Origin of the sequence: uncultured Rikenella sp. (genome assembly GCF_910579375.1) — a bacterium.
Classification (GTDB): Bacteria; Bacteroidota; Bacteroidia; order Bacteroidales; family Rikenellaceae; genus Rikenella.
In genome coordinates this window covers 38,125-57,598 of record NZ_CAJTUJ010000002.1, presented here as the reverse complement: position 1 = coordinate 57,598, position 19,474 = coordinate 38,125, and the positions used below count along the sequence as shown (strand labels likewise).

The 19,474-nt window shown below is 55.8% G+C and carries 15 protein-coding genes; 14 read left to right on the top strand and 1 reads right to left on the bottom strand.

The features are described 5' to 3' along the window. The first annotated feature begins 496 nt into the window (after positions 1–496). From pgmB to QZ302_RS00560, 4 genes are all read left to right on the top strand, one after another. Complete coding sequence (pgmB, locus tag QZ302_RS00575) at positions 497–1,174, top strand: beta-phosphoglucomutase (RefSeq protein ID WP_294591325.1); 678 nt, start codon at positions 497–499, stop codon at positions 1,172–1,174. Then, entirely contained in the window at positions 1,174–3,495 is a 2,322-nt protein-coding gene (locus QZ302_RS00570) for a family 65 glycosyl hydrolase domain-containing protein (RefSeq protein ID WP_294591323.1), read from the top strand. Before pgmB ends, QZ302_RS00570 begins: the two co-directional genes overlap by 1 nt. A gap of 1 nt (position 3,496) precedes the next feature. Further along, positions 3,497–4,828 (top strand): alpha-amylase family glycosyl hydrolase, encoded by a 1,332-nt coding sequence (locus QZ302_RS00565; protein ID WP_294591321.1) that lies wholly within the window; start codon positions 3,497–3,499, stop codon positions 4,826–4,828. 646 nt (positions 4,829–5,474) lie between these two features. Beyond that, a complete protein-coding gene (locus QZ302_RS00560) occupies positions 5,475–6,311 on the top strand; it encodes a pentapeptide repeat-containing protein (protein WP_294591319.1) in 837 nt (278 codons plus the stop codon). Between the two features lie 91 nt (positions 6,312–6,402). Here QZ302_RS00560 and dnaA read toward each other — a convergent pair whose 3' ends face one another. Next, entirely contained in the window at positions 6,403–7,812 is a 1,410-nt protein-coding gene (gene dnaA, locus QZ302_RS00555) for a chromosomal replication initiator protein DnaA (protein WP_294591317.1), read from the bottom strand. A gap of 443 nt (positions 7,813–8,255) precedes the next feature. On the opposite strand from dnaA, the gene QZ302_RS00550 reads away from it, so the two are divergent. The 10 genes from QZ302_RS00550 to QZ302_RS00505 all read left to right on the top strand — a co-directional run bounded on the left by QZ302_RS00550 (position 8,256) and on the right by QZ302_RS00505 (position 19,448). Next, a complete protein-coding gene (locus tag QZ302_RS00550; RefSeq protein WP_294591315.1) occupies positions 8,256–10,022 on the top strand; it encodes a phospho-sugar mutase in 1,767 nt (588 codons plus the stop codon). Positions 10,023–10,035: 13 nt separating this feature from the next. Continuing rightward, positions 10,036–10,809, top strand: a complete 774-nt coding sequence (locus tag QZ302_RS00545) for an MBL fold metallo-hydrolase (RefSeq protein WP_294591313.1) — start codon at positions 10,036–10,038, stop codon at positions 10,807–10,809. Positions 10,810–11,253: 444 nt separating this feature from the next. Beyond that, a complete protein-coding gene (locus QZ302_RS00540) occupies positions 11,254–12,057 on the top strand; it encodes an SDR family oxidoreductase (RefSeq protein ID WP_294591311.1) in 804 nt (267 codons plus the stop codon). Positions 12,058–12,093: 36 nt separating this feature from the next. Next, positions 12,094–12,558, top strand: coding sequence for a thioredoxin-dependent thiol peroxidase (gene bcp, locus QZ302_RS00535; RefSeq protein WP_294591309.1), 465 nt, complete (start codon positions 12,094–12,096; stop codon positions 12,556–12,558). A gap of 317 nt (positions 12,559–12,875) precedes the next feature. Next, complete coding sequence (gene recA, locus QZ302_RS00530) at positions 12,876–13,946, top strand: recombinase RecA (RefSeq protein ID WP_294591307.1); 1,071 nt, start codon at positions 12,876–12,878, stop codon at positions 13,944–13,946. Positions 13,947–14,542: 596 nt separating this feature from the next. After that, positions 14,543–15,142, top strand: coding sequence for a hypothetical protein (locus tag QZ302_RS00525; RefSeq protein ID WP_294591305.1), 600 nt, complete (start codon positions 14,543–14,545; stop codon positions 15,140–15,142). Between the two features lie 205 nt (positions 15,143–15,347). Then, positions 15,348–15,599: a hypothetical protein gene (locus QZ302_RS00520; RefSeq protein WP_294591303.1), complete on the top strand. Its 252-nt coding sequence runs from the start codon at positions 15,348–15,350 to the stop codon at positions 15,597–15,599. Between the two features lie 19 nt (positions 15,600–15,618). After that, positions 15,619–16,254 carry a hypothetical protein gene (locus tag QZ302_RS00515; protein WP_294591301.1) on the top strand — a complete coding sequence of 212 codons (636 nt, stop codon included), beginning with the start codon at positions 15,619–15,621 and terminating at the stop codon, positions 16,252–16,254. A 9-nt stretch (positions 16,255–16,263) separates the two neighbouring features. Beyond that, positions 16,264–16,962: a hypothetical protein gene (locus QZ302_RS00510; protein ID WP_294591299.1), complete on the top strand. Its 699-nt coding sequence runs from the start codon at positions 16,264–16,266 to the stop codon at positions 16,960–16,962. 275 nt (positions 16,963–17,237) lie between these two features. Next, positions 17,238–19,448 (top strand): RelA/SpoT family protein, encoded by a 2,211-nt coding sequence (locus QZ302_RS00505; protein ID WP_294591327.1) that lies wholly within the window; start codon positions 17,238–17,240, stop codon positions 19,446–19,448. Positions 19,449–19,474: the final 26 nt, after the last annotated feature.

Here is a 19,474-nt window from a genome sequence, read left to right as displayed (position 1 = left end):
TCTTGTGCGGTGAACCACAAGAAACGCCCGTAGATCCCGCTGACCATGGACGACCAGTTGTAGCCGACATTTCCGACCCCGCCCGGTGTGCCCGAGGCGAGGCTGCGGTAGCCCGGGGCAGTGCCGCTCGGCACTCGAAAGCTAATCGCCTCTACCCCAAACAATCGGCCTGCCTCGTTTCCCATTATAGGGTAGACACAGCCAGTAAAACGCCCTATGGGCGTCCGTTTATTCCGAGAGGCAACGCAACTGGAAACCGAAACCGCGATTGAACGCGTGGCCGGGAGAGAGCGCATTCACACCGAAATACAAGTACATGCCCCCGATGTCGTTGACCCCCGAAGACCAACTGTAACCGCTTTCGCAGACACTATACAGCGCCCCGCCGCCCGTACCGCGATAACCCGAATCGCGGAAGCCCGGGGCGGACTGGGGAGGTGAGATTCCGTCTAAAAATTCCTATATTTGACCCAAGGGAGATTCAGAACAACCGAATATGAACATACGAGGAGCGATTTTCGATCTGGACGGTGTGATCGTCGATACGGCGAAATACCATTATTTCGCCTGGCGGCGGCTGGCCGAGGAGCTGGGCTTCGACTTCATCGAGGCGGATAATGAACGGCTCAAGGGGGTCAGTCGGATGCGGTCGCTCGATATTCTGTTGGAGGTGGGCGGTTTCGGGCCCGATGCTTTCTCCGAGGCCAGGAAAGAGGAGATGGCGGCGAGAAAAAACGGATGGTATGTGGAATATATCTCGCGGATGACACCGCGGGAAATCTTGCCCGGCGTGCTCTCTTTTCTGGAGCAGGTGCGGGCGGACGGAGTGCGGACGGCCTTGGGGTCGGCCAGCAAAAATACAGTCATCATACTCGATCGGCTGAAGATCGGAGCGCTGTTCGATGCGGTGGTGGACGGGACGATGGTGCAGCGGACGAAACCCGATCCGGAGGTCTTTCTGACCTGCGCTTCGATGCTCGGGGGCGGTATTCTGCCGGCGGAGTGCGTCGTATTTGAGGATGCCGAGGCGGGGATCGAGGCGGCGCGTGCGGGAGGGATGCACTGTGTCGGGATCGGCTCGCCGGAAATTTTGCGCGGGGCCGATCGAGTGGTGCCGGGATTTGCGGGGATTTCGTGGGAGGATATTAAAAATCAGATTAATACGTTACGGTAATGGGAGAGCGCAGATTGGAAATTGATCCGTGGCGGATCGTCGAGACAGGGTTCGACGCCGCCGACGGGCGGGCGTGTCGGGCGTCGGAGAGTCTTTTCAGCGTGGGGAACGGGGCGATGGGCGGACGGGCCAATTTCGAGGAGTTTTTCAGCGGAGAGTCCTTGCAGGGGAACTATATCGGCGGGGTGTACTATCCGGATAAGACGCGGGTGGGGTGGTGGAAGAACGGCTATCCGGAGTACTTTGCCAAGGTGCTCAACTCGGCGTTCTGGCCGGGAGTGGATCTATATATAGGTGGCGAGCGGCTGGATTTGGCGGCTCCGGGGGCGGTGGTCGGCGATTTTCGGCGCGAACTGGATATGCGGCGGGGGCTGTTGACGCGGGAGTTTACGGTGGTGCTGCCGAAGAGCGGCGTGCGGGTGGCGGTGGAGGCGAGGAGGCTCGTCTCGATGTCGGAACCGGAGTTGGGGGCGGTATCTTATAAACTGACATTGCTGTCGGGGGATGATGTGGAGGTGGCGGCGACGGTGTTTGTCGAGGGCGATGTGCGGAACGAGGATGCCAACTACGACGAAAAATTCTGGGAACTCTCGTCTTTGGATCGGGACGCTCGTGCGTTGACGATGCGGACGCGGAAGACGGGATTCGAGGTGTGTTGGGGGCAGCGGGTGGCGGTCTCTTGTGCGGATCGGAGGCTGAGCGGCGAAAATTTGTCGGCGGGAGAGCGGGTGGCGGAGCGTTTTGAAGCGGTTTTGTCGGCGGGGCAATCTGTTATCATTGAGAAGTTTGTGGGGGTGGTTTCTTCGCTCAATCATCCGGCGGGGGAACTGGCCGATGTGGCGTGCGGAGTGGCGCAACGGGCTCTTGAACAGGGGTTTGAGGCGGTTTTGATGGCGCACGAGGCGGCTTGGGCGGAACGGTGGGAGGGGTGCGATGTGGTGATCGGCGGCGACGAGCGGGCGCAACAGGGAATCCGGTTTTGCATTTTCCAGCTGCTTCAGACCTATACGGGGCGGGACAGCCGCTTGAACGTGGGGCCGAAAGGGTTTACGGGCGAGAAGTACGGCGGGAGTACCTATTGGGATACGGAGGCGTACTGTCTGCCGTTCTACCTGGCGACGTGCGGCGAGGAGGTGGCGCGACAGCTGCTTCTGTATCGCTACAAACAGCTGCCGCAGGCGATCGAGAATGCCCGCAAGCTGGGATTTTCGGGCGGGGCGGCGCTCTATCCGATGGTGACGATGACGGGCGAGGAGTGTCACAACGAGTGGGAGATCACCTTCGAGGAGATTCACCGGAACGGGGCGATTGCCTATGCGATCTACAATTTCTGTCGCTATACGGGGCGGCAGGACTATCTTTTCGAGGGCGGGGCGGAAGTTTTGATTGGGATTGCGCGGTTCTGGGCCCAGCGGGCTACGTGGTCGGAACCGAAAGGGAGGTTCGTGATTCTGGGGGTGACGGGGCCGAACGAGTATGAGAATAATGTCAACAACAACTGGTATACCAACTACTTGGCGGCGTGGTGCCTGAAATATGCGATTGATGCGGTGGGGTATGTCGCGTCCCGTGATCCGAAACACCGGGCGGCGGCGGTTTCGGCGGTCGAGTTGGCGCGGTGGGCGGAGGTGGCGGAGGGGATGTTTTTGCCGGTATGGCCGGAATCGCCGGTGGATAAGGAGGGGATATTCCTGCAACAGGAGGGCTATATGGACAAGGAGCAGGTGATGGCGGAGGATATTCCTGTGAGCGAACGTCCGATCAACCAGCACTGGTCGTGGGATCGGATTCTGAGGAGCTGTTTCATCAAGCAGGCGGATGTGCTTCAGGGGTTGTATTTCTTTCAGGAGTTTTTCGACAGGGATGTCATTGCGCGGAATTTCGACTTTTACGAGCCGCGGACGGTGCACGAATCGTCACTGTCGCCGTGCGTGCACTCGATCCTGGCTTCGTTGACGGGGCGGGCGGAAAAGGCGTATGAGCTGTACCTCCGGACGGCGCGTTTGGATTTGGACGACTACAACCGCGAGGTGCATGAAGGACTGCACATTACGAGCATGGCGGGGTCGTGGCTCTCGGTGATCGAGGGTTTCGGCGGCGTGAGGATCGGGCTGGACGGAAAGTTGCATATTGCGCCTCGGTTGCCGGAGGGGTGGAGCTCGCTGGCGTTTCGGCTACACTATCGGGGGGCGATTCTCTCGATTCGCGTGGCGGCGGGCGAGGTGGCGGTCTCTTCGGAAAATGGCGGGGAGGCGGAGGTGGTGATCGGTGGGGATTTGTATAAGGTGGGGCATGAACGAATTATTGTAAAAATCGGATAGAATGGGGCAGTTGTTGTATCGTTGTCAGCCGCCGGTATGCAAGCGGCATCCGGAGTGGGCTTCGCGGGCGGTGATTTATGAGTTGAACGTGCGGCAGTTCTCGCCGGAGGGGACTTTTGCGGCGGTGCGGGAACAGCTGCCTCGCTTGCAGGCGCTCGGGGTGGATATTTTGTGGCTGATGCCGATCTACCCGATCGGCGAGGAGCGGAGGAAGGGGACGCTGGGCAGTTACTACTCGATTCGGGATTATTGTGCGGTGAATCCGGAGTTCGGGACGTTCGAGGAGTTCCGGGCGTTGGTGGAGGCCATCCACGAGGCGGGGATGCGGATCATTTTGGACTGGGTGCCGAACCATACGTCGCGGGATGCGGTGTGGGTGACGGAGCATCCGGAGTGGTACAAGCGCGATCCGGAGACGGGGGAGATCGCTACGCCGTATGACTGGACGGACACTGCGCAGCTGGACTACGACTCTCCGGCGATGCGGCGGGGGATGACGGAGGCGATGCTGTTTTGGCTGCGCGAGACGGCGATCGATGGGTTCCGGGTGGATATGGCGATGCTCGAACCGTTGGCGTTTTGGGAGGCGTGTGTGCCTGAGCTGGAGGCGTTTATGGATGCGCAGTCGCGCGGGTTGTTCGTGCTGGCGGAGGCGGAGGGGCCGGAGTTTCACCGGGTGGCGTTCGATGCGACTTATTCGTGGGAGGTGCACCACCTGATGGTGGATATCGCACAGGGCAAGGTGCCGGAACCGGCGTCGGCGTTGCGGGGGAGGCTGCAATACGAGGCGGAGCTGTATTCGCCGGCAGCTTTGCGGATGCGGTTTACGTCGAATCACGACGAAAATTCGTGGAATGGCTCTGAATTTCAACGCTTCGGGGGGGCGGTGCGGATGATGGCGGCGCTGACTTATCTGTTGCCGGGCATGCCGCTTATCTACAACGGGCAGGAGGCGGGATCGGATCGGCAGTTGGCTTTCTTCGACAAGGATTGCATCGATTGGTCGGCTCTCGGAGGCGAGTGGACGGGTTTCTATCAAGAGTTGAATGCTTTGCGGCATTCTCAGGCGGCTTTGCGGGGCGGAATGGAGGGGGGAGATGTGTATGCGATGGATAATTCGTTGTTGAACAGGGTTTTGTCGATCAAACGAAGGGTGGGGGATTCGCTTGTGATGGGGCTCTTCAATCTTTCTGCGGAACACGCGGATTTCGAGGTCTACGATGAAGATTTCAACGGTTCGTTCCGGCAGGTGGGCTCTCCTTCGCTGGCGGAGTTGCGCGGCCATTCGCATTTCTATCTCCCGCCGTGGGGCTTCTTTGTCTATTATCTGTAACCGTTCGATTATCTGTACTTGCCCTTGAGGGTACTGTTCTTTTTAACTTCGCTGCGCTCGTTTTCCTCCTCGCCGCTCGGCAATTTGCAAACTTCGTTTGCATTGCTCTCGCTGGCAGCGTCGGTTGTGAACAAAAAGAACCCAAAAAAACTTCAGAGCGCATCCCTGCGGGATGCGCTGGCCGTGTCTGCCCGGTAGGTTGGGCTGGATTTCTCGGTGTGGCGCGCTATTATGTAGCGAACTACCTTTAAGCGCGCCCACCGGAAAAATCCCAGCCCAACGAAACAAGGCGGAGATAACCCGTGGTCGGCCCAACGGGACGACCTCTGCAAAAGTTCTTTGGGTACCTTTCTTTCAAGAAAGGTACGGTTCTATCCGGGTAGACACGGATAATCGAAGGATTAAAAAAAATAAAAAAGGGGATGTTTGAATCCCCTTTTGGCTTTCATTGTACCACACATTCGGCGATTGCTTGCGCAGGCGCGATCGTGTTTTACTATGAAGAAGTGTAATATGTGCTTACTTGCCATCGGTGAGAAGGTCGTGTTGGCTCTTCCAGACCGGTGAGTTGAAGCGTTACCCGATTAGTTACAAACCTCGTGCCAAAAGAGAAATTTGATAGAAATAAAAAATATCGGAAAGGAATATGAAGTCGGATTGTCAGAAGATATGGATGGGAGATTTTGAGGGGAAAGAGGTAAAAATCGGTCGTTCTTTTGATGCGGTTATGGTGTGTCAGTTTCGAGGGGCTGATTTCAGTCGTGGGGGACGGAGCGAACGATGGCGGAACAAGACGTTCAGTGAATGCGACTTTACGGAGGCGGATTTAACCGGGGTGCATGCGTATGGGTGTCGGTTCGAGTGGTGCGATTTTGTGCGGACGAGATTGGCGGAGTTCGGCATGGGGAGCGGGCGGAAACCATCCGTGTATGAACACTGTCTGTTTCAGGAGGTGAAACTGCGGGAGGTTGGACGGTGTACGTTTATTGATTGTAGGTTTGTCAATTGTGATTTCGAGGGAGTGGATTTCGGGTGGTCGTATTTTAGGGATGTTGTTTTTATGGGAGAGGTTGCGAACTGTGTGTTCGGTGTCGGCGAGGCGACGCGAGGAGGAGAGAGCAATCGTATGGAGGGCGTCTCGTTTGAAGAGGCTGTGTTGCGGGGCGTACGCTTTAGCGGAGGTGTCGGGTTGGATGGAGTCGGGTGGCCGAAGAGGGGCGTGTATGCCTATTTTTCGGATTTCCGGACCCGGTGCGATAGTCTGATCGGGCAGGCGGAGAGCAGATCCGTGGAGGGTGAGGAATTGAAAAGATTTTGGGAAATTTTTGCCAGAGATGAGAGGCAGAGAACGTATTTGATCAATCTGGAGGAGCTGAGCGACTCGTTGGGTTTTCAGGAGCGGACGATTCGGTTGATTTGGGATTGTGCCGATTGGGTGTTGCTCGATGGGGAAAAATTACCGGCGATGGCGGGCGTGGAATAGCGTGTGCCGGTCTGTAAAAAAGACAACAAAATCCTGAATATTTTGTTGTCTCAAAGATATAGACTGATTCGCGTAATAAATGCGGAATCGATCATCGCAACAGAACCCGTTCGATCTCTTCGACCTGTTGCCGGATAATCTTGTCCGTCTCGATCAAGTTCGGAATCGTTTTGCAAGCATGCAAAACCGTGGCATGGTTCTTTCCCCCCAAAGCCAATCCAATCCCGGAGAGCGGAGTCTTCGTATGCCGTTTGCAGAGGTACATGGCAATCTGTCTCGCCTGTGCCACCTCGCGTGTGCGTTGTGCCGACAAAAGTACAGACTTGTCGATTTTCAATGTAGAGCAGGTCAATTCGATAATGGAATCCACCGTAATCTCCCTGGTCTCGATCTTCACGATGTCCCGCATCACATTTTTGGTCAGCTCCAGCGTAATCTGCTTCCCGAGCAAGCGCGAATGCGCTTCCAACGAGGTCAAAGCCCCTTCAATCTCTCGCACATTGGCTTTGATGTTCTGCGCCAAAAAGTGAATCACCTCCTCGCCCACCTCCAGTCCCATCCGTCCGCACTTGTGGCGGATGATTTCGATTTTAGTGGTCGTATCCGGCACGGTAAGCTGTGCCGACAATCCCCATTTGAATCTGGTAATCAGCCGTTCTTCGATATCCGTCAACTCCACCGGCGGCCGATCCGAAGTGAGAATCAGCTGTTTTCCCAGCATCCTGAGGTGGCTGAATATGTTGAAGAAGATATTTTGCGTCCCCGGCTTCCCCGCGAGTTCCTGAATGTCATCGATAATCAGCACGTCGATCATCTGGTAGAACTGGATGAAGTCGTTGAGTTCCCCTCGCCAAGCCGCGGTCTGGAACTGGCTCTGGAACCGGTTTGCGCTGACATAAAGCACCTTGCACTCCTGATCCCGTTCCTTGATGGCCCATCCGATCGCCTGTGCGATATGGGTCTTCCCGAGACCCGACCCCCCGTAGATAAAGAGCGGGTTGAACGAAGTCTTCCCCGGCGCCACGCTAATGGATATTCCCGCCGATCTGGCCAGCCGGTTGCAGTCTCCTTCGATATGGTTTTCGAAGGTCAGTTCCGGATTGAGTTGCGGATCGACCGTCTCGCGCTTGATCCCCGGAATAATAAACGGGTTCTTGATCGTCGAGGTGTCGGTCTGACTATATAAAGATGCGTTGCTACTATTCCCTCCCCCCTGTTGTCCTTTCGGATGGGCGGTGGGAATGGCGTAGTGCAGCCTGGTTTTCACCCCGAACTCTTCGCGGATAATCGGTCGCAGCATCGAGATGTAGTTCTGCTCGATATACCGCACATGGCCCTGATCCGGCACCCGCACACGGAGATTCTCTCCGTCGAAGCTCAACGGAACCATCGGCTTGAACCATTTGACGAACTCATCGTCCGAGGTCTGACGCTTGATCAGACTCAGACAATGTTGCCAAATGGCGTGATACCGCTCTTCTAAAATCTCGCCCGAAGCCATGAGTGATGAGTGAAAAAAACAGGTCTTTCCGAACAGGGGAATTTCCCCTTTCAGCAGTGCAAAAGTGAGTAATAAATCGGAATAAAAAAAACATCCGGGAGTTGTTTTTTTTGAATGTTTGATTATGCCCGTTTCGGCCTTTTCGACAACCGTTTGGTAATAGACGATTTAAGGATTAATAGGTGAATTTATTGTAGATGTAAAAATTTTATTAGTCTGGTAATCATTCTATTGTTTATTTTTTAAATTCTCTTCCTTTTGGTCTTCAGCACATTGGGCAGCGGCGAAAAATGGCGGCCGGGGCGGCGACGGTTCGGGGTGGATTTCGGGGGTGAAAAGGGTTTTCGAACCGGGGGTTGCGGGTTCGGAGAAAAACGCTAAATTTGTAGGGAGCTAAGGGGAGATTTCGAGCGAAAACGAAGAATTTTTAAACCCACGATATTATGGAAAATCAGGTAGACAAAACGGTGATCGAACGGGCACAGCAGTGGCTCGACGGCGGATTCGACGAGGCGACCAAGGCGGAGGTGCGCCGGATGATGGAAAACGACCCGAAGGAGTTGACGGAGTCGTTCTATCGGACGCTGGAGTTCGGAACGGGCGGTTTGCGTGGGATTATGGGGGTGGGGACGAATCGGATGAATGTCTACACGGTGGGGATGGCGACGCAGGGGCTGGCGAACTACCTGAAAAAGTCTTTCCCGGGACAGGAAATCAAGGTGGCGGTGGCGCATGACTGTCGGAACAACAGCGACCTGTTTGCCAAGACCACGGCGGATGTCTTTGCTGCCAATGGCTTTACGGTCTATCTGTTCGACGCGCTGCGGCCGACGCCGGAGCTCAGTTTCGCGATCCGCTATTTGGGGTGTATGAGCGGTGTGGTGGTGACGGCGTCGCACAATCCGAAGGAGTACAACGGGTATAAGGCCTATTGGAACGACGGGGCGCAGGTGATTGCGCCGCATGATAAGAATATTATTGACGAGGTGAATAAAATCTCGGACGTGTCGCAGGTCAAATTCTCGGGAGCGGAGGCGGCCGGGGGGCGTATCGTGATGATCGGCGACGAGGTGGATAAGGCTTATCTGGATATGATCGCGGGGTTGTCGGTGTCGCCGGAGGCGGTGCGGGCCAATAAAGGGATGGGGATTGTCTATACGCCGATTCACGGGACGGGGGTGCGGCTGGTGCCGGAGTCTCTGGCGCGGTACGGGTTCGAAAATGTGATCCATGTGCCGGAACAGGACGTGAATGACGGGAATTTCCCGACCGTGGTGTCGCCCAATCCGGAGGAGCCGTCGGCTCTGAAGCTGGCGCTGGCCAAGGCGGACGAGACGGGGGCCGATCTGGTGATCGCGACCGACCCGGATGCTGACCGGATCGGGATCGCGGTGCGGCAGTCTTCGGAAGACGGGGGCGGGATGCTGTTGCTCAATGGGAACCAGACGGGGACGTTGCTCACCTATTATCTGCTGGAACGGTGGAAGGAGCTGGGGCGGTTGCATCCGAACGGGGGGAAGGAGTTTGTGGTGAAGACGGTGGTGACCACGGAATTGATAGCCCGGATTGCGGCTTCGTTCGGGGTGGAGTGCTATGATGTGCTGACGGGCTTCAAGTTCATTGCGGCGGTGATTCGCGAAAACGAGGGCAAGAAACAGTTTATCGGCGGGGGCGAGGAGAGCTACGGCTACTTGGTGGGAGATTCGGTGCGGGACAAGGATGCGGTGGCGAGTGCGTCGATGGTGGCCGAGTGTGCGGCGTGGGCGAAACATACGGGAAAGGGATCGCTGCTGGATTTGCTGAAGGCGATTTACGTGAAGTACGGTTTCTTCAAGGAGGGGCTGGTGTCGGTGGTGCGCAAGGGGAAGGAGGGGCAGGAGGAGATTCGGCAGATGATGGCGGATTTCAGAGCGACTCCGCCGACTTCGCTGGCGGGTTCCCGGGTGGTCGAGGTGCGTGATTACCAGGGGCAGTATAAAATTGTCAATGGCGTGAGGGAGGCGATGGATCATCTGCCGAAGTCGGACGTGTTGCAGTTCGTGACCGAGGATTCGACGATCGTTTCGGTGCGGCCGAGCGGTACGGAACCGAAGATCAAGTTCTACTTCGGGGTGCGGGAGCCGCTCGCGGATGTGGCGGCTTATGATGCGGTGAATGCGCAGCTGGGCGAGAAGATCGAACGCATCAAACGGGAGTTGAAGCTGGTCTGACACTTTTCCACTCATGACGGAACTGACTTTTTTGGGCACCGGCACCTCGCAGGGGGTGCCGATGATCGGATGCCGCTGCGGGGTTTGTGCCTCGTCGGATCGGCGGGATCGGCGGCTGCGGTCGTCGGTGCTGGTGACGGCGGAGAACGGGGCGCGGATCGTGATCGATACGGGGCCGGACTTCAGGTATCAGATGCTCCGGGCCGGGGTGGCGGGGATCGAGGCGATCCTCTACACGCACGGGCATATGGATCATGTGGGAGGGATGGACGATGTGCGGGGGTTCAACTATGCGATGGGACGGGCGGTGGATGTCTGGTGCGAACCGCGGGTGGAGGAGACGCTGCGGCGGGTGTTCGACTATGCTTTCGCGGAGCCGAAGTATCCGGGGGTGCCGGAGGTGGTTTTGCATTCGATTCGCTCGACGGACGAGGCGTTCGATGTGCACGGGGTGCGGGTGATGCCGGTGCGGGGGATGCACTATCGGTTGCCGGTATTGGGGTATCGGATCGGGAATATCTGTTATCTGACGGACATGAATGCGATCGAACCGGAGGAGATCGAAAAGTTCAGGGGGGTGGATATCTTGGTGGTCAATGCGTTGCGCAGGGAATCGCACCTCTCGCATTTTACGCTCGACGAGGCGTTGGCGGTGATCAAGGCGGCGAAGCCGGGGCAGGCTTATCTGACCCATGTTTCGCATCAGTTGGGGTTTTATGAACAGGTGAGCCGGGAGCTGCCGAAGGGGGTGTTTCTGGCTTATGACGGGCTGACGGTCAGGGCGTGATTTTGTGTGTGGCTTGAGTGCAGCTCCATCCTGTTGGGTAGAGGCTGCCACAGCGAAACGCAGTTTCGCCCGTCCACGGGACGTGGGGCCCGCGCGGGGCTCTACGAGCCGCAACTGCAATGCCTCATTTACCAACCAACTGTCAGGTTCGGCTGTGTGCTCCGGAGGTGGGCCAAAGGCCGAAACCTCCAATGAGGCTGCCAACAAAACGCCCTGGGCTTCCGTGATCCGGGCAATTATGGGCGATTAGGTGCTTTGGCGAGCGTCGGCGGCACCGGGTACAGTTGGTCGTCGGCGGTCAGCGGGACTAACGGGGTGTTCTTGGACTTCCGCCCGCAGTACCTCAGTTCCAGCTACGTGAACGGCCGTGGCCACGGTTTTCAGTTGCGTTGCCTCTCGGAATAAACGGAGAAAATACGATTTTTCAGAAAAACAAAGAGATACATGGATTTCAAAAACAAAGTCGTCGTCGTGACAGGAGCGTCGTCGGGGATCGGAGAGGCTCTGGCCCGGCGGTTCGCAGCTTTGGGAGCGCACGTGGTCGCCGGAGCGCGGACAGTGGACAAACTGGAAGCCGTGGTGAGAGGATTGCCCACGGAAGGGGAGGCGGTGGCGTGCGACGTGACGCGCGAGGAGGATTGCCGACGGTTGATCGATAGAGCCGTGGAACGATTCGGCAGGATCGATGTGCTGGTCAATAATGCCGGTATTTCGATGCGCGCTTTGTTCGACGATGTGGATTTGGACGTGCTGCGCAGGTTGATGGATACCAACTTTTGGGGGGCGGTTTATTGTACGAAATATGCACTGCCTTACATTCAATGCGCTCGGGGGAGTATCGTCGGGATTTCGTCGGTGGCCGGTTTTCACGGGCTGCCGGGACGGACGGGTTATTCGGCGTCGAAATATGCGATGCACGGCTTGTTGGAGACGGTGCGGATCGAGAACCTGAAAAAAGGGGTGCACGTCTTGATCGTGGCTCCGGGTTTTACGGCGTCGAACGTCCGGTTTGCGGCGCTCACGGCGGACGGGTCGCAGCAGGGAGTGTCGCCGCGCGAAGAGGGGAAGATGATGACCGCGGACGAGGCGGCGCGGCGGATCATCAAGGCGATCGGTCGGCGGAAACGGACTCTCCTGATGGATTTCGACGGCAAAGGGACGCGGATTCTGAAATTTTTTGTGCCGGGATTGCTGGACAAGATCTATTACCGGCACATGGCGAAAGAACCGGATTCGCCTTTTAAGTAGTCGAGCATACGATATATAATAGAAGACCGAGAAAATATGTTGAAAGCGGGAGATAAAGCGCCGGATTTCAAAGCGGCGGATCAGAACGGGAATATTGTATCTTTGTCCGGCCTGTTGGCGGAGGGGAAACGGGTTATTCTCTATTTTTACCCGAAGGACAATACGCCGGGGTGTACGGCCGAGGCGTGCTCGCTCCGGGACGGCTATGCCGAACTTTCGAAACGGGGGTTCGTTGTCGTGGGGGTGAGTGCGGACAGTGTGGCCTCGCATCTGAAATTCAGAGAGAAACACCAGCTTCCGTTCACCTTGCTGGCGGATGCCGACCATGCGATTGCGGAGGCATACGGAACGTGGGGCGAGAAACGTTTTATGGGAAGAACGTACATGGGGATGATTCGGACGACTTTTGTGATCGGTACGGACGGAGTGATCGGGCAGGTGTTCGAAAAGGTGGATACCAAACGCCATTTCGAACAGATAGTGGACGGACTGGGGCAATAGTTTGTTGCTCAGCTTTCGGGTAGAGGCTGCCATTAAAACATCCTGTGGGTGCGTTTATTCCGAGAGGCAACGCAACTGAAGACCGTGGCCTCGATAGTAGGCATAGCTGGAAAGAAGATATTGCATGCTGAAACTTAAATGTAGGCTGTATGTATCGTTTGTTTGGGCAGTCCAGCTGTGTCCATTGCTTCCGGTGCTCCAAAGAAGGCCTGTATCTCGGCTGCGGTAGCCCGGGGCGGGGCGGAAGGGAATCTTCTGAACGGAAGGCTTTTGCTTGAAATGATAAATAAATAGCTGATAATTACATAATAAGAACAATGGCAGAAGAAAAAGAAAAAGCAGCAGCGCCGGCAAAGGCGGCAGCTAAGACGGCAGGGAATAAACGACCGGAAATTCCGGCCGAGAAACTCAAGGTGTTGCAGGCGGCGATGGATAAGTTGGAGAAGGATTTCGGCAAAGGGTCGATTATGCGGATGAGCGACCATGTGGTCGAAGATGTGCCCGTGATCTCGTCCGGGTCGATCGGGTTGGACATCGCTTTGGGGATCGGGGGATATCCGCGGGGACGGATCGTGGAAATCTATGGGCCGGAATCGTCGGGGAAGACGACGCTCGCGATCCATGCGATCGCCGAAGCGCAAAAGGCAGGCGGGATTGCCGCATTTATCGATGCGGAACACGCTTTCGACCGTTTTTATGCAGAAAAACTGGGAGTGGACGTCGATAACCTCCTGATTTCGCAGCCGGATAATGGGGAACAGGCGTTGGAGATTGCCGACCACCTGATTCGGTCGAGCGCGATCGATATCGTCGTCATCGACTCGGTGGCGGCGCTGACGCCGAAGTCGGAAATTGAAGGCGATATGGGAGAAGCGAAGGTGGGGTTGCAGGCGCGTTTGATGTCTCAGGCGCTGCGTAAACTGACGGGGAGTATTAGTAAAACCAATACGTTGTGCATCTTTATCAACCAGTTGCGTGATAAGATCGGGGTGGTGTACGGGAATCCGGAGACGACGACGGGGGGGAATGCGCTGAAGTTCTATTCGTCGATTCGGGTGGATGTGCGCAAGGGGACGTCGCTGAAGGATGGCGACGAGGCGATGGGGAATCGCACGAAGGTCAAAATCGTGAAAAACAAAATGGCGCCGCCGTTCAGGCGGGCCGAGTTCGACATCGTTTTCGGCGAGGGGATTTCCAAAATCGGTGAAATGATCGACTGGGGGGTGGAGTTCAATATCATCAAGAAGAGCGGTTCCTGGTTCTCGTACGGGGATCGGAAGTTGGCTCAGGGACGCGAAGCGGTCAAGGCGATTTTGATGGAAGACGCGGAGCTGGCGCAGGAGATCGAAGAAAAGGTGCGTGCTGCTTTGGCGGAGGCGGACAAGTAGTTCGTTATTCATGTTCTTGAAGATTCGAGGGTGCGATTCTCTGTCAGAGAATCGCACCCTCGAATCTTACAGGATGTTGGTTGTGTGGGTCTGTGGGCTGTGGTCGTTTGGAGCGAGGCGGTCATTATCACTTTTGGGGGGGGGGCGAGGCTGTCATTTGTCCACCGCGGGCACGCGGCCTGTTTATTCCGAGAGGCAACGCAACTGAAAACCGTGGCTACGGTGGTTCGCGGTGCTGGGATTGAGAAGCTGCATACTGAAATTCAAATACACACCGAAAAAGACGTTGGCAGTGGCTGACCAATTGAATCCGTCGTTTCCGACACTGACCAGATCTCCCGATCGTCCGATACTGCCCCCGTCGCGGAGGCCCGGGGCGGAAAAAAGAGGAGGTGAGAATGATGAAATATAGTTCTGAATAGAAAAGTTAATATTTTTTGTTTTTTAAAATGATGTAAATCAGTTATTTGAAAATTTTTGTTTGTATTTGTTCGGCGTGATTGTAGAGAATGGCACAATAGTTGTCTTTGTAGTTGCAGGCAGGCTCAGGGAGCTGCTGAGAAAAACAATCATTAAAAATAAAAACAGAATACGATATGCGCTCTTCAGTTTTCACTCAGGCAAACGACACGCTGATCAAAAAGGCAAAAAGACAACTCGCCGAAGCGAGCAAATACCTCAATCAGGGGGATGGCGATCGGGCATTCTATCTCTTCAGTTGTTCGGTGGAGAACAGCTGCGGGCGGCTGGAACCGATGCTCAGAAAATATGCGACGCAGACCCATTTTACGGCAGAACAGTTGCAGCGGATCGGCGAACAATCGGATGCCGTGACCGAGTTGTTGCAGGCCATCGAACCGGATGATGAAAAACTGGATGTGCTGTATGATTTTCTGGCGGATTCTGAACGGGAAGTAGATGGGTATCAGCGGTTTCTTTATCGCCAAATGATTCTGAGTTTTATTGCCGGGATTGATAATCGGCCGGTTGCGGCGGCTGGGATGGCTTCGGCGGATCGTTTGGAAAAGGCGTTGGACCTGAAATTTGCGCTGGGAGCCTATCTCGAAACTTTTATCGCTTATCAGGAGTGGTGTCTGAACTTTGCCGAACGGCACGTGGTGTTGCCGGAAGAGATGAGAAGAACGCAACGCGGCGCCCGGTTTCACAAAGGTATGGCGATGGGCGTGAGCGCCTAAAGCGAGAATATTACTCCATCGAAGAGCATATAATTAAGGTATATTCTTGTTTATCAGGCGACCGATCCTTTAAAGGGTCGGTCGCCTTTCTTTTTGCGGGTGGGGGCGACCGGGCGGGTGTGTCGCCCGTTTATTCCGAGAGGCAACGCAACTGAAGACCGTAGGCGCGGTCGCTTGCGATGATGTTGAGGTTCTTCGTGCCGAAATGCACGCCTATTCCATTGTTGCCGCTGACGGACGCCGAATAATTGAATCCATTGTTTCCGACGCTGACCAGGGTTCCGCATCCTCCGTTGATCCCCGCGTCGCGGAAGCCCGGGGCGCGATCTGGTGGTTTGTTGGTGTGTTGTTGGCCGATATTTTTAATATTAAAACTCTGTTTTTTTTTTTTTTTTTGATTTTTCTTGTTGGATTTCCAGATGATTTTTGTATCTTTGAAAGCAGAGGGCGGGGTTGATGTGAAACAATTCGAGGTTATGGTGAAATCTTTGTTCGTATTGTGGCTTGTTCTTGCGGGGACGATGGGGGCTCGGGCGGCGCTTGTCGAGGGAAAGGTCTGGCTGAAAGGCGGGAAGGTGGTGGAGTGCACGGGAAACGATCGGATCGAGCTGCCCAGGCGGTCGGGACGGTTGAAAATCTGGCACGATGCTTTCCGCAAGACTAAAGATAAGGAGTGGATAGAACCGGAGGAGATCGATTCGATAGTCTGCTGGCACGTTCGGACGCCGGAACATCCCCGGCGATTCGTTTATGCGGAGCGGCCGGGATGGATGTGGGTCTATTTTACGACGCCGTATATGCAGGCGTGCGTCTATGCGAGGAAGGGATATGGGATCGATACGAACGGCGGAATACAGGTGTGGCAGCGGATACGGATTTTCAGCCGGTCGAGGGTCGCTTATTTTTTGAGAAAGTCGGGCGAGGAGGGGTTCGAGGATGTGGGTGGGGCTAACCGGAGGGCGAAGGATCGATTCCGGGAGCGGCTCGCACAGTATGTCGAGGATGATCCGGAACTGGCTCGACGGATTCTCCAATCGAGCATCGGGCGGGCGAAGACGGTGTTGATGTTGAGGGACTATTGTCCGATAATGAACCTGATTTCCAACGAATAAAGAATGCTTATGAAACGATTTGTGCTATTTGCAGCGCTCTCGCTGATGGCGGCGGGCGTTGATTTTCCGGAGGCGGCGGCCAAGAAAACGCAGGATCAGGAGTATCGACGCGTGGTGGTGACGCTTACGTCGGGCGACCGTGTCGAGGGGTATGTGCATCGCGGGTGGCATGCCGAGTCGTCGCTGTTCAAAAAGGAGAACTATTCGTTCAAGCTCACGGAGACGCCGGATGCAAAGGAGAAAGAGCCGGTGAAATATACGGCCGAGGAGGTCGAGAGCGTCGAATATGTCGAGAAGACCGAAGGCAATCCGGACGGAATCCGGTGGGAGGCGCATCCGCTGGCGGCGCCCAGTATTGCCGATCGTTATCGTACGCTTCGGAGGTTGGTTTGCGTGAACAAGGAGGGGGAGAATGCCACCGCCTATTGGTGGAAGATATGGACGTTCGAGCAGACGGGAAATATTCAGCGGCGGGTGCTGAAGACCATGTACGGCGTCCGTTTCCACGATGATCCGGAGGGGATCGTTTATCCGTATATGTTCGTCAACACGGTATTGATGGACAAGCAGTATCCGGGATTGAAAGAGTTCTGCAAAAAGTGGTTCAAGGGGCCCGAAGGGAAGGTGCACAAGAAGGAGGCCAAGGAGGACGATGCGTGGGTGCTGGATATGTACGATGCCTATCTGGCGCAGAAGAAGGAACAGTAGGGGGGCTTTGATGGGTTGATTTCCATTTGTTTATAGTAATTGGAGACAGTGCCGTGTCGCTCAGTTCTTGTCCGGTCGGACGGAATGGGCGATGCGGCTTTTTTAATGAAGAGGAGGGTAGGCGGGTGGAGCGTTTTTTCGGAGAAAAGTGACATCTTTTGCGAAAAAATCGTATCTTAGAGTGGTGAAAACGATCCAATATGGCTGATTCTACCCCGATTCCGGCCGAGGCGACGGTGCCTGCGGCCGACAGTTACGACAAGAAGGACGAATGGATGGTGCAACAGCAGTTCGACGAACTGTTGGAGTGCTGTGCGGCGATCTGTAAGAACGAGGAGGATTACGACCGAATCCGGAGCGCGTTCTATTTTGCCAACGAGGCGCACCGAGGGGTCAGGAGGAAGTCGGGGGAACCGTATATCACGCATCCGCTGGCGGTGGCGCGGATCGTGGTGACGGAGATCGGGCTGGGGGTCAAGTCGGTGCAGGCGGCCCTGTTGCACGATGTGGTCGAGGATACGGACTATACGGTGGAGGATATCGAACACCGCTTCGGACGGACGGTGGCGAAGCTGGTGGACGGGCTGACGAAGCTGGCGGGGGCGTTCGCGCAGGATATTTCGAGCCAGGCCGAGAATTTCAAAAAGATGATCCTGACGCTCTCGGACGATATCCGGGTGTGTCTCATCAAGATCGCCGACCGGTTGCACAACATGCGCACGCTGGGGTCGATGCCGAAGCATAAGCAGATGAAAATCGCTTCGGAGACGATCTATCTCTTTGCTCCGCTGGCACATCGGCTGGGGCTGTATCTCATCAAAACGGAGTTCGAGGACTTGAGTCTGAAGTACCGCTTTGCGGACGAGTACAACCAGATCAGCCAGAAACTGGCCGATACGGAGGTACAGCGATTGCAGTTCCTCGAAAAATTCAACCCGCCGATCATCGAAAAACTCAAGGAAAACAACATCGAGTTCGAGATTTCGGGGAGGGTGAAGTCGGTCTATTCGATCTGGAAGAAGATGAAACGGAAGCAGGTTTCGTTCGAGGAGATTTACGACCTGTTCGCCATTCGGATCGTTTTCAAACCCTCGCCGCTGATTCCCGAAAAATCGCAGTGCTGGCACCTCTATTCGCTCATTACCGATATCTATAAACCGAAACCGGACCGGATTCGGGACTGGGTCAACATTCCGAAGGCCAATGGGTATGAGGCGCTGCACTGTACGGTGATGGGGCCGGAGGGGGTGTGGGCCGAGGTGCAGATCCGGTCGGAGCGGATGAACGAGATTGCGGAGCGGGGATTCGCTGCGCATTGGAAATATAAGGCGGACGGCGCGGTGGCCGAGACCGACAAACGGAGCGAACGGGAGTTCGATCAATGGCTCGCAAAGCTCAGAGAGGCGCTCAATAGCCCGGCGGACGATGCGGTCGAGTTCATGGATAACTTCAAGATGAACTTGCAGGTCTCTGAAATCGTGGTCTTTACGCCGAGCGGCGAGGCGAGGACGATGCCGAAAGGGGCGACAGTGCTGGACTTTGCATACGACATTCACTCGAAAATCGGGAATCGTGCCATCGGGGCGAAGGTCAATTATAAAATTACGCCGCTCTATGCGGAGATCCATTCGGGGGATCAGATCGAGATTCTGACGTCGCAAAGTGCTCACCCTCAGGTCGAATGGCTCGGCCATATCACGACGGCGAAGGCGAGGGGGTATATCAAACAGTTCCTCAAACGAGACGGGGAGAATAATATCCGGCGGGGGCAGGAACTTTTCGAGGCGGAGATGAAGAAACTCGGCGTGCCGTTGCAGGCGCGGGTCTTTCGGAAGGTCTTGCCGGCCTATCACTCTTCCAACAAGGACGAGTTTTACAGCAAATTGGGGGCGGGGATCATTTCGATCGACGGGCTGGATAAGATTCTGAAGCAGAATGCGGCGAGCAAGTTGATGAAATACTGGACGTTGCAGTTTCCGAATCCGTTCCGTTTTCTGGGCGGGGGAGCGTCGGAGGGGGGACATCGGGAGGAGGAGCCGGCGGGGGACGGAGAGGAGTATCGGTATGTGATGGCGGAGTGTTGTAATCCGATTCCGGGAGACGAGGTGGTGGGGTTCAAGGGAGAGGACGGTACGGTGGAGGTGCACAAGAAAAACTGCCACCGGGCGGTGAAGCTTTCGGCGCAGCATGGGGAGCGGATCGTGCCAGCCAAGTGGTCGAGCGAAAAGGTGATGTCGTATCTGGCGGTGATCGAGGTGAGGGGGATCGACCGGCTGGGGATTCTGTACGACTTGGCGAAGATTATCAGCGGAGAGTTGAATATCAATATCCGGGAGTTGCATGTGCACAGCCACGACGGAATTTTCGAGGGGACGATCAGCCTCTATGTGCGGAACAGCGAAGACCTGAAACTGATTATGGATAAGGTGAAGGCGATCAAGGGGGTCGAAAAGGTGCATCGGACGGAGGCTTCGATGGTGGACTGAGAGCTTGGGGTTTGAAAAAAGATTTT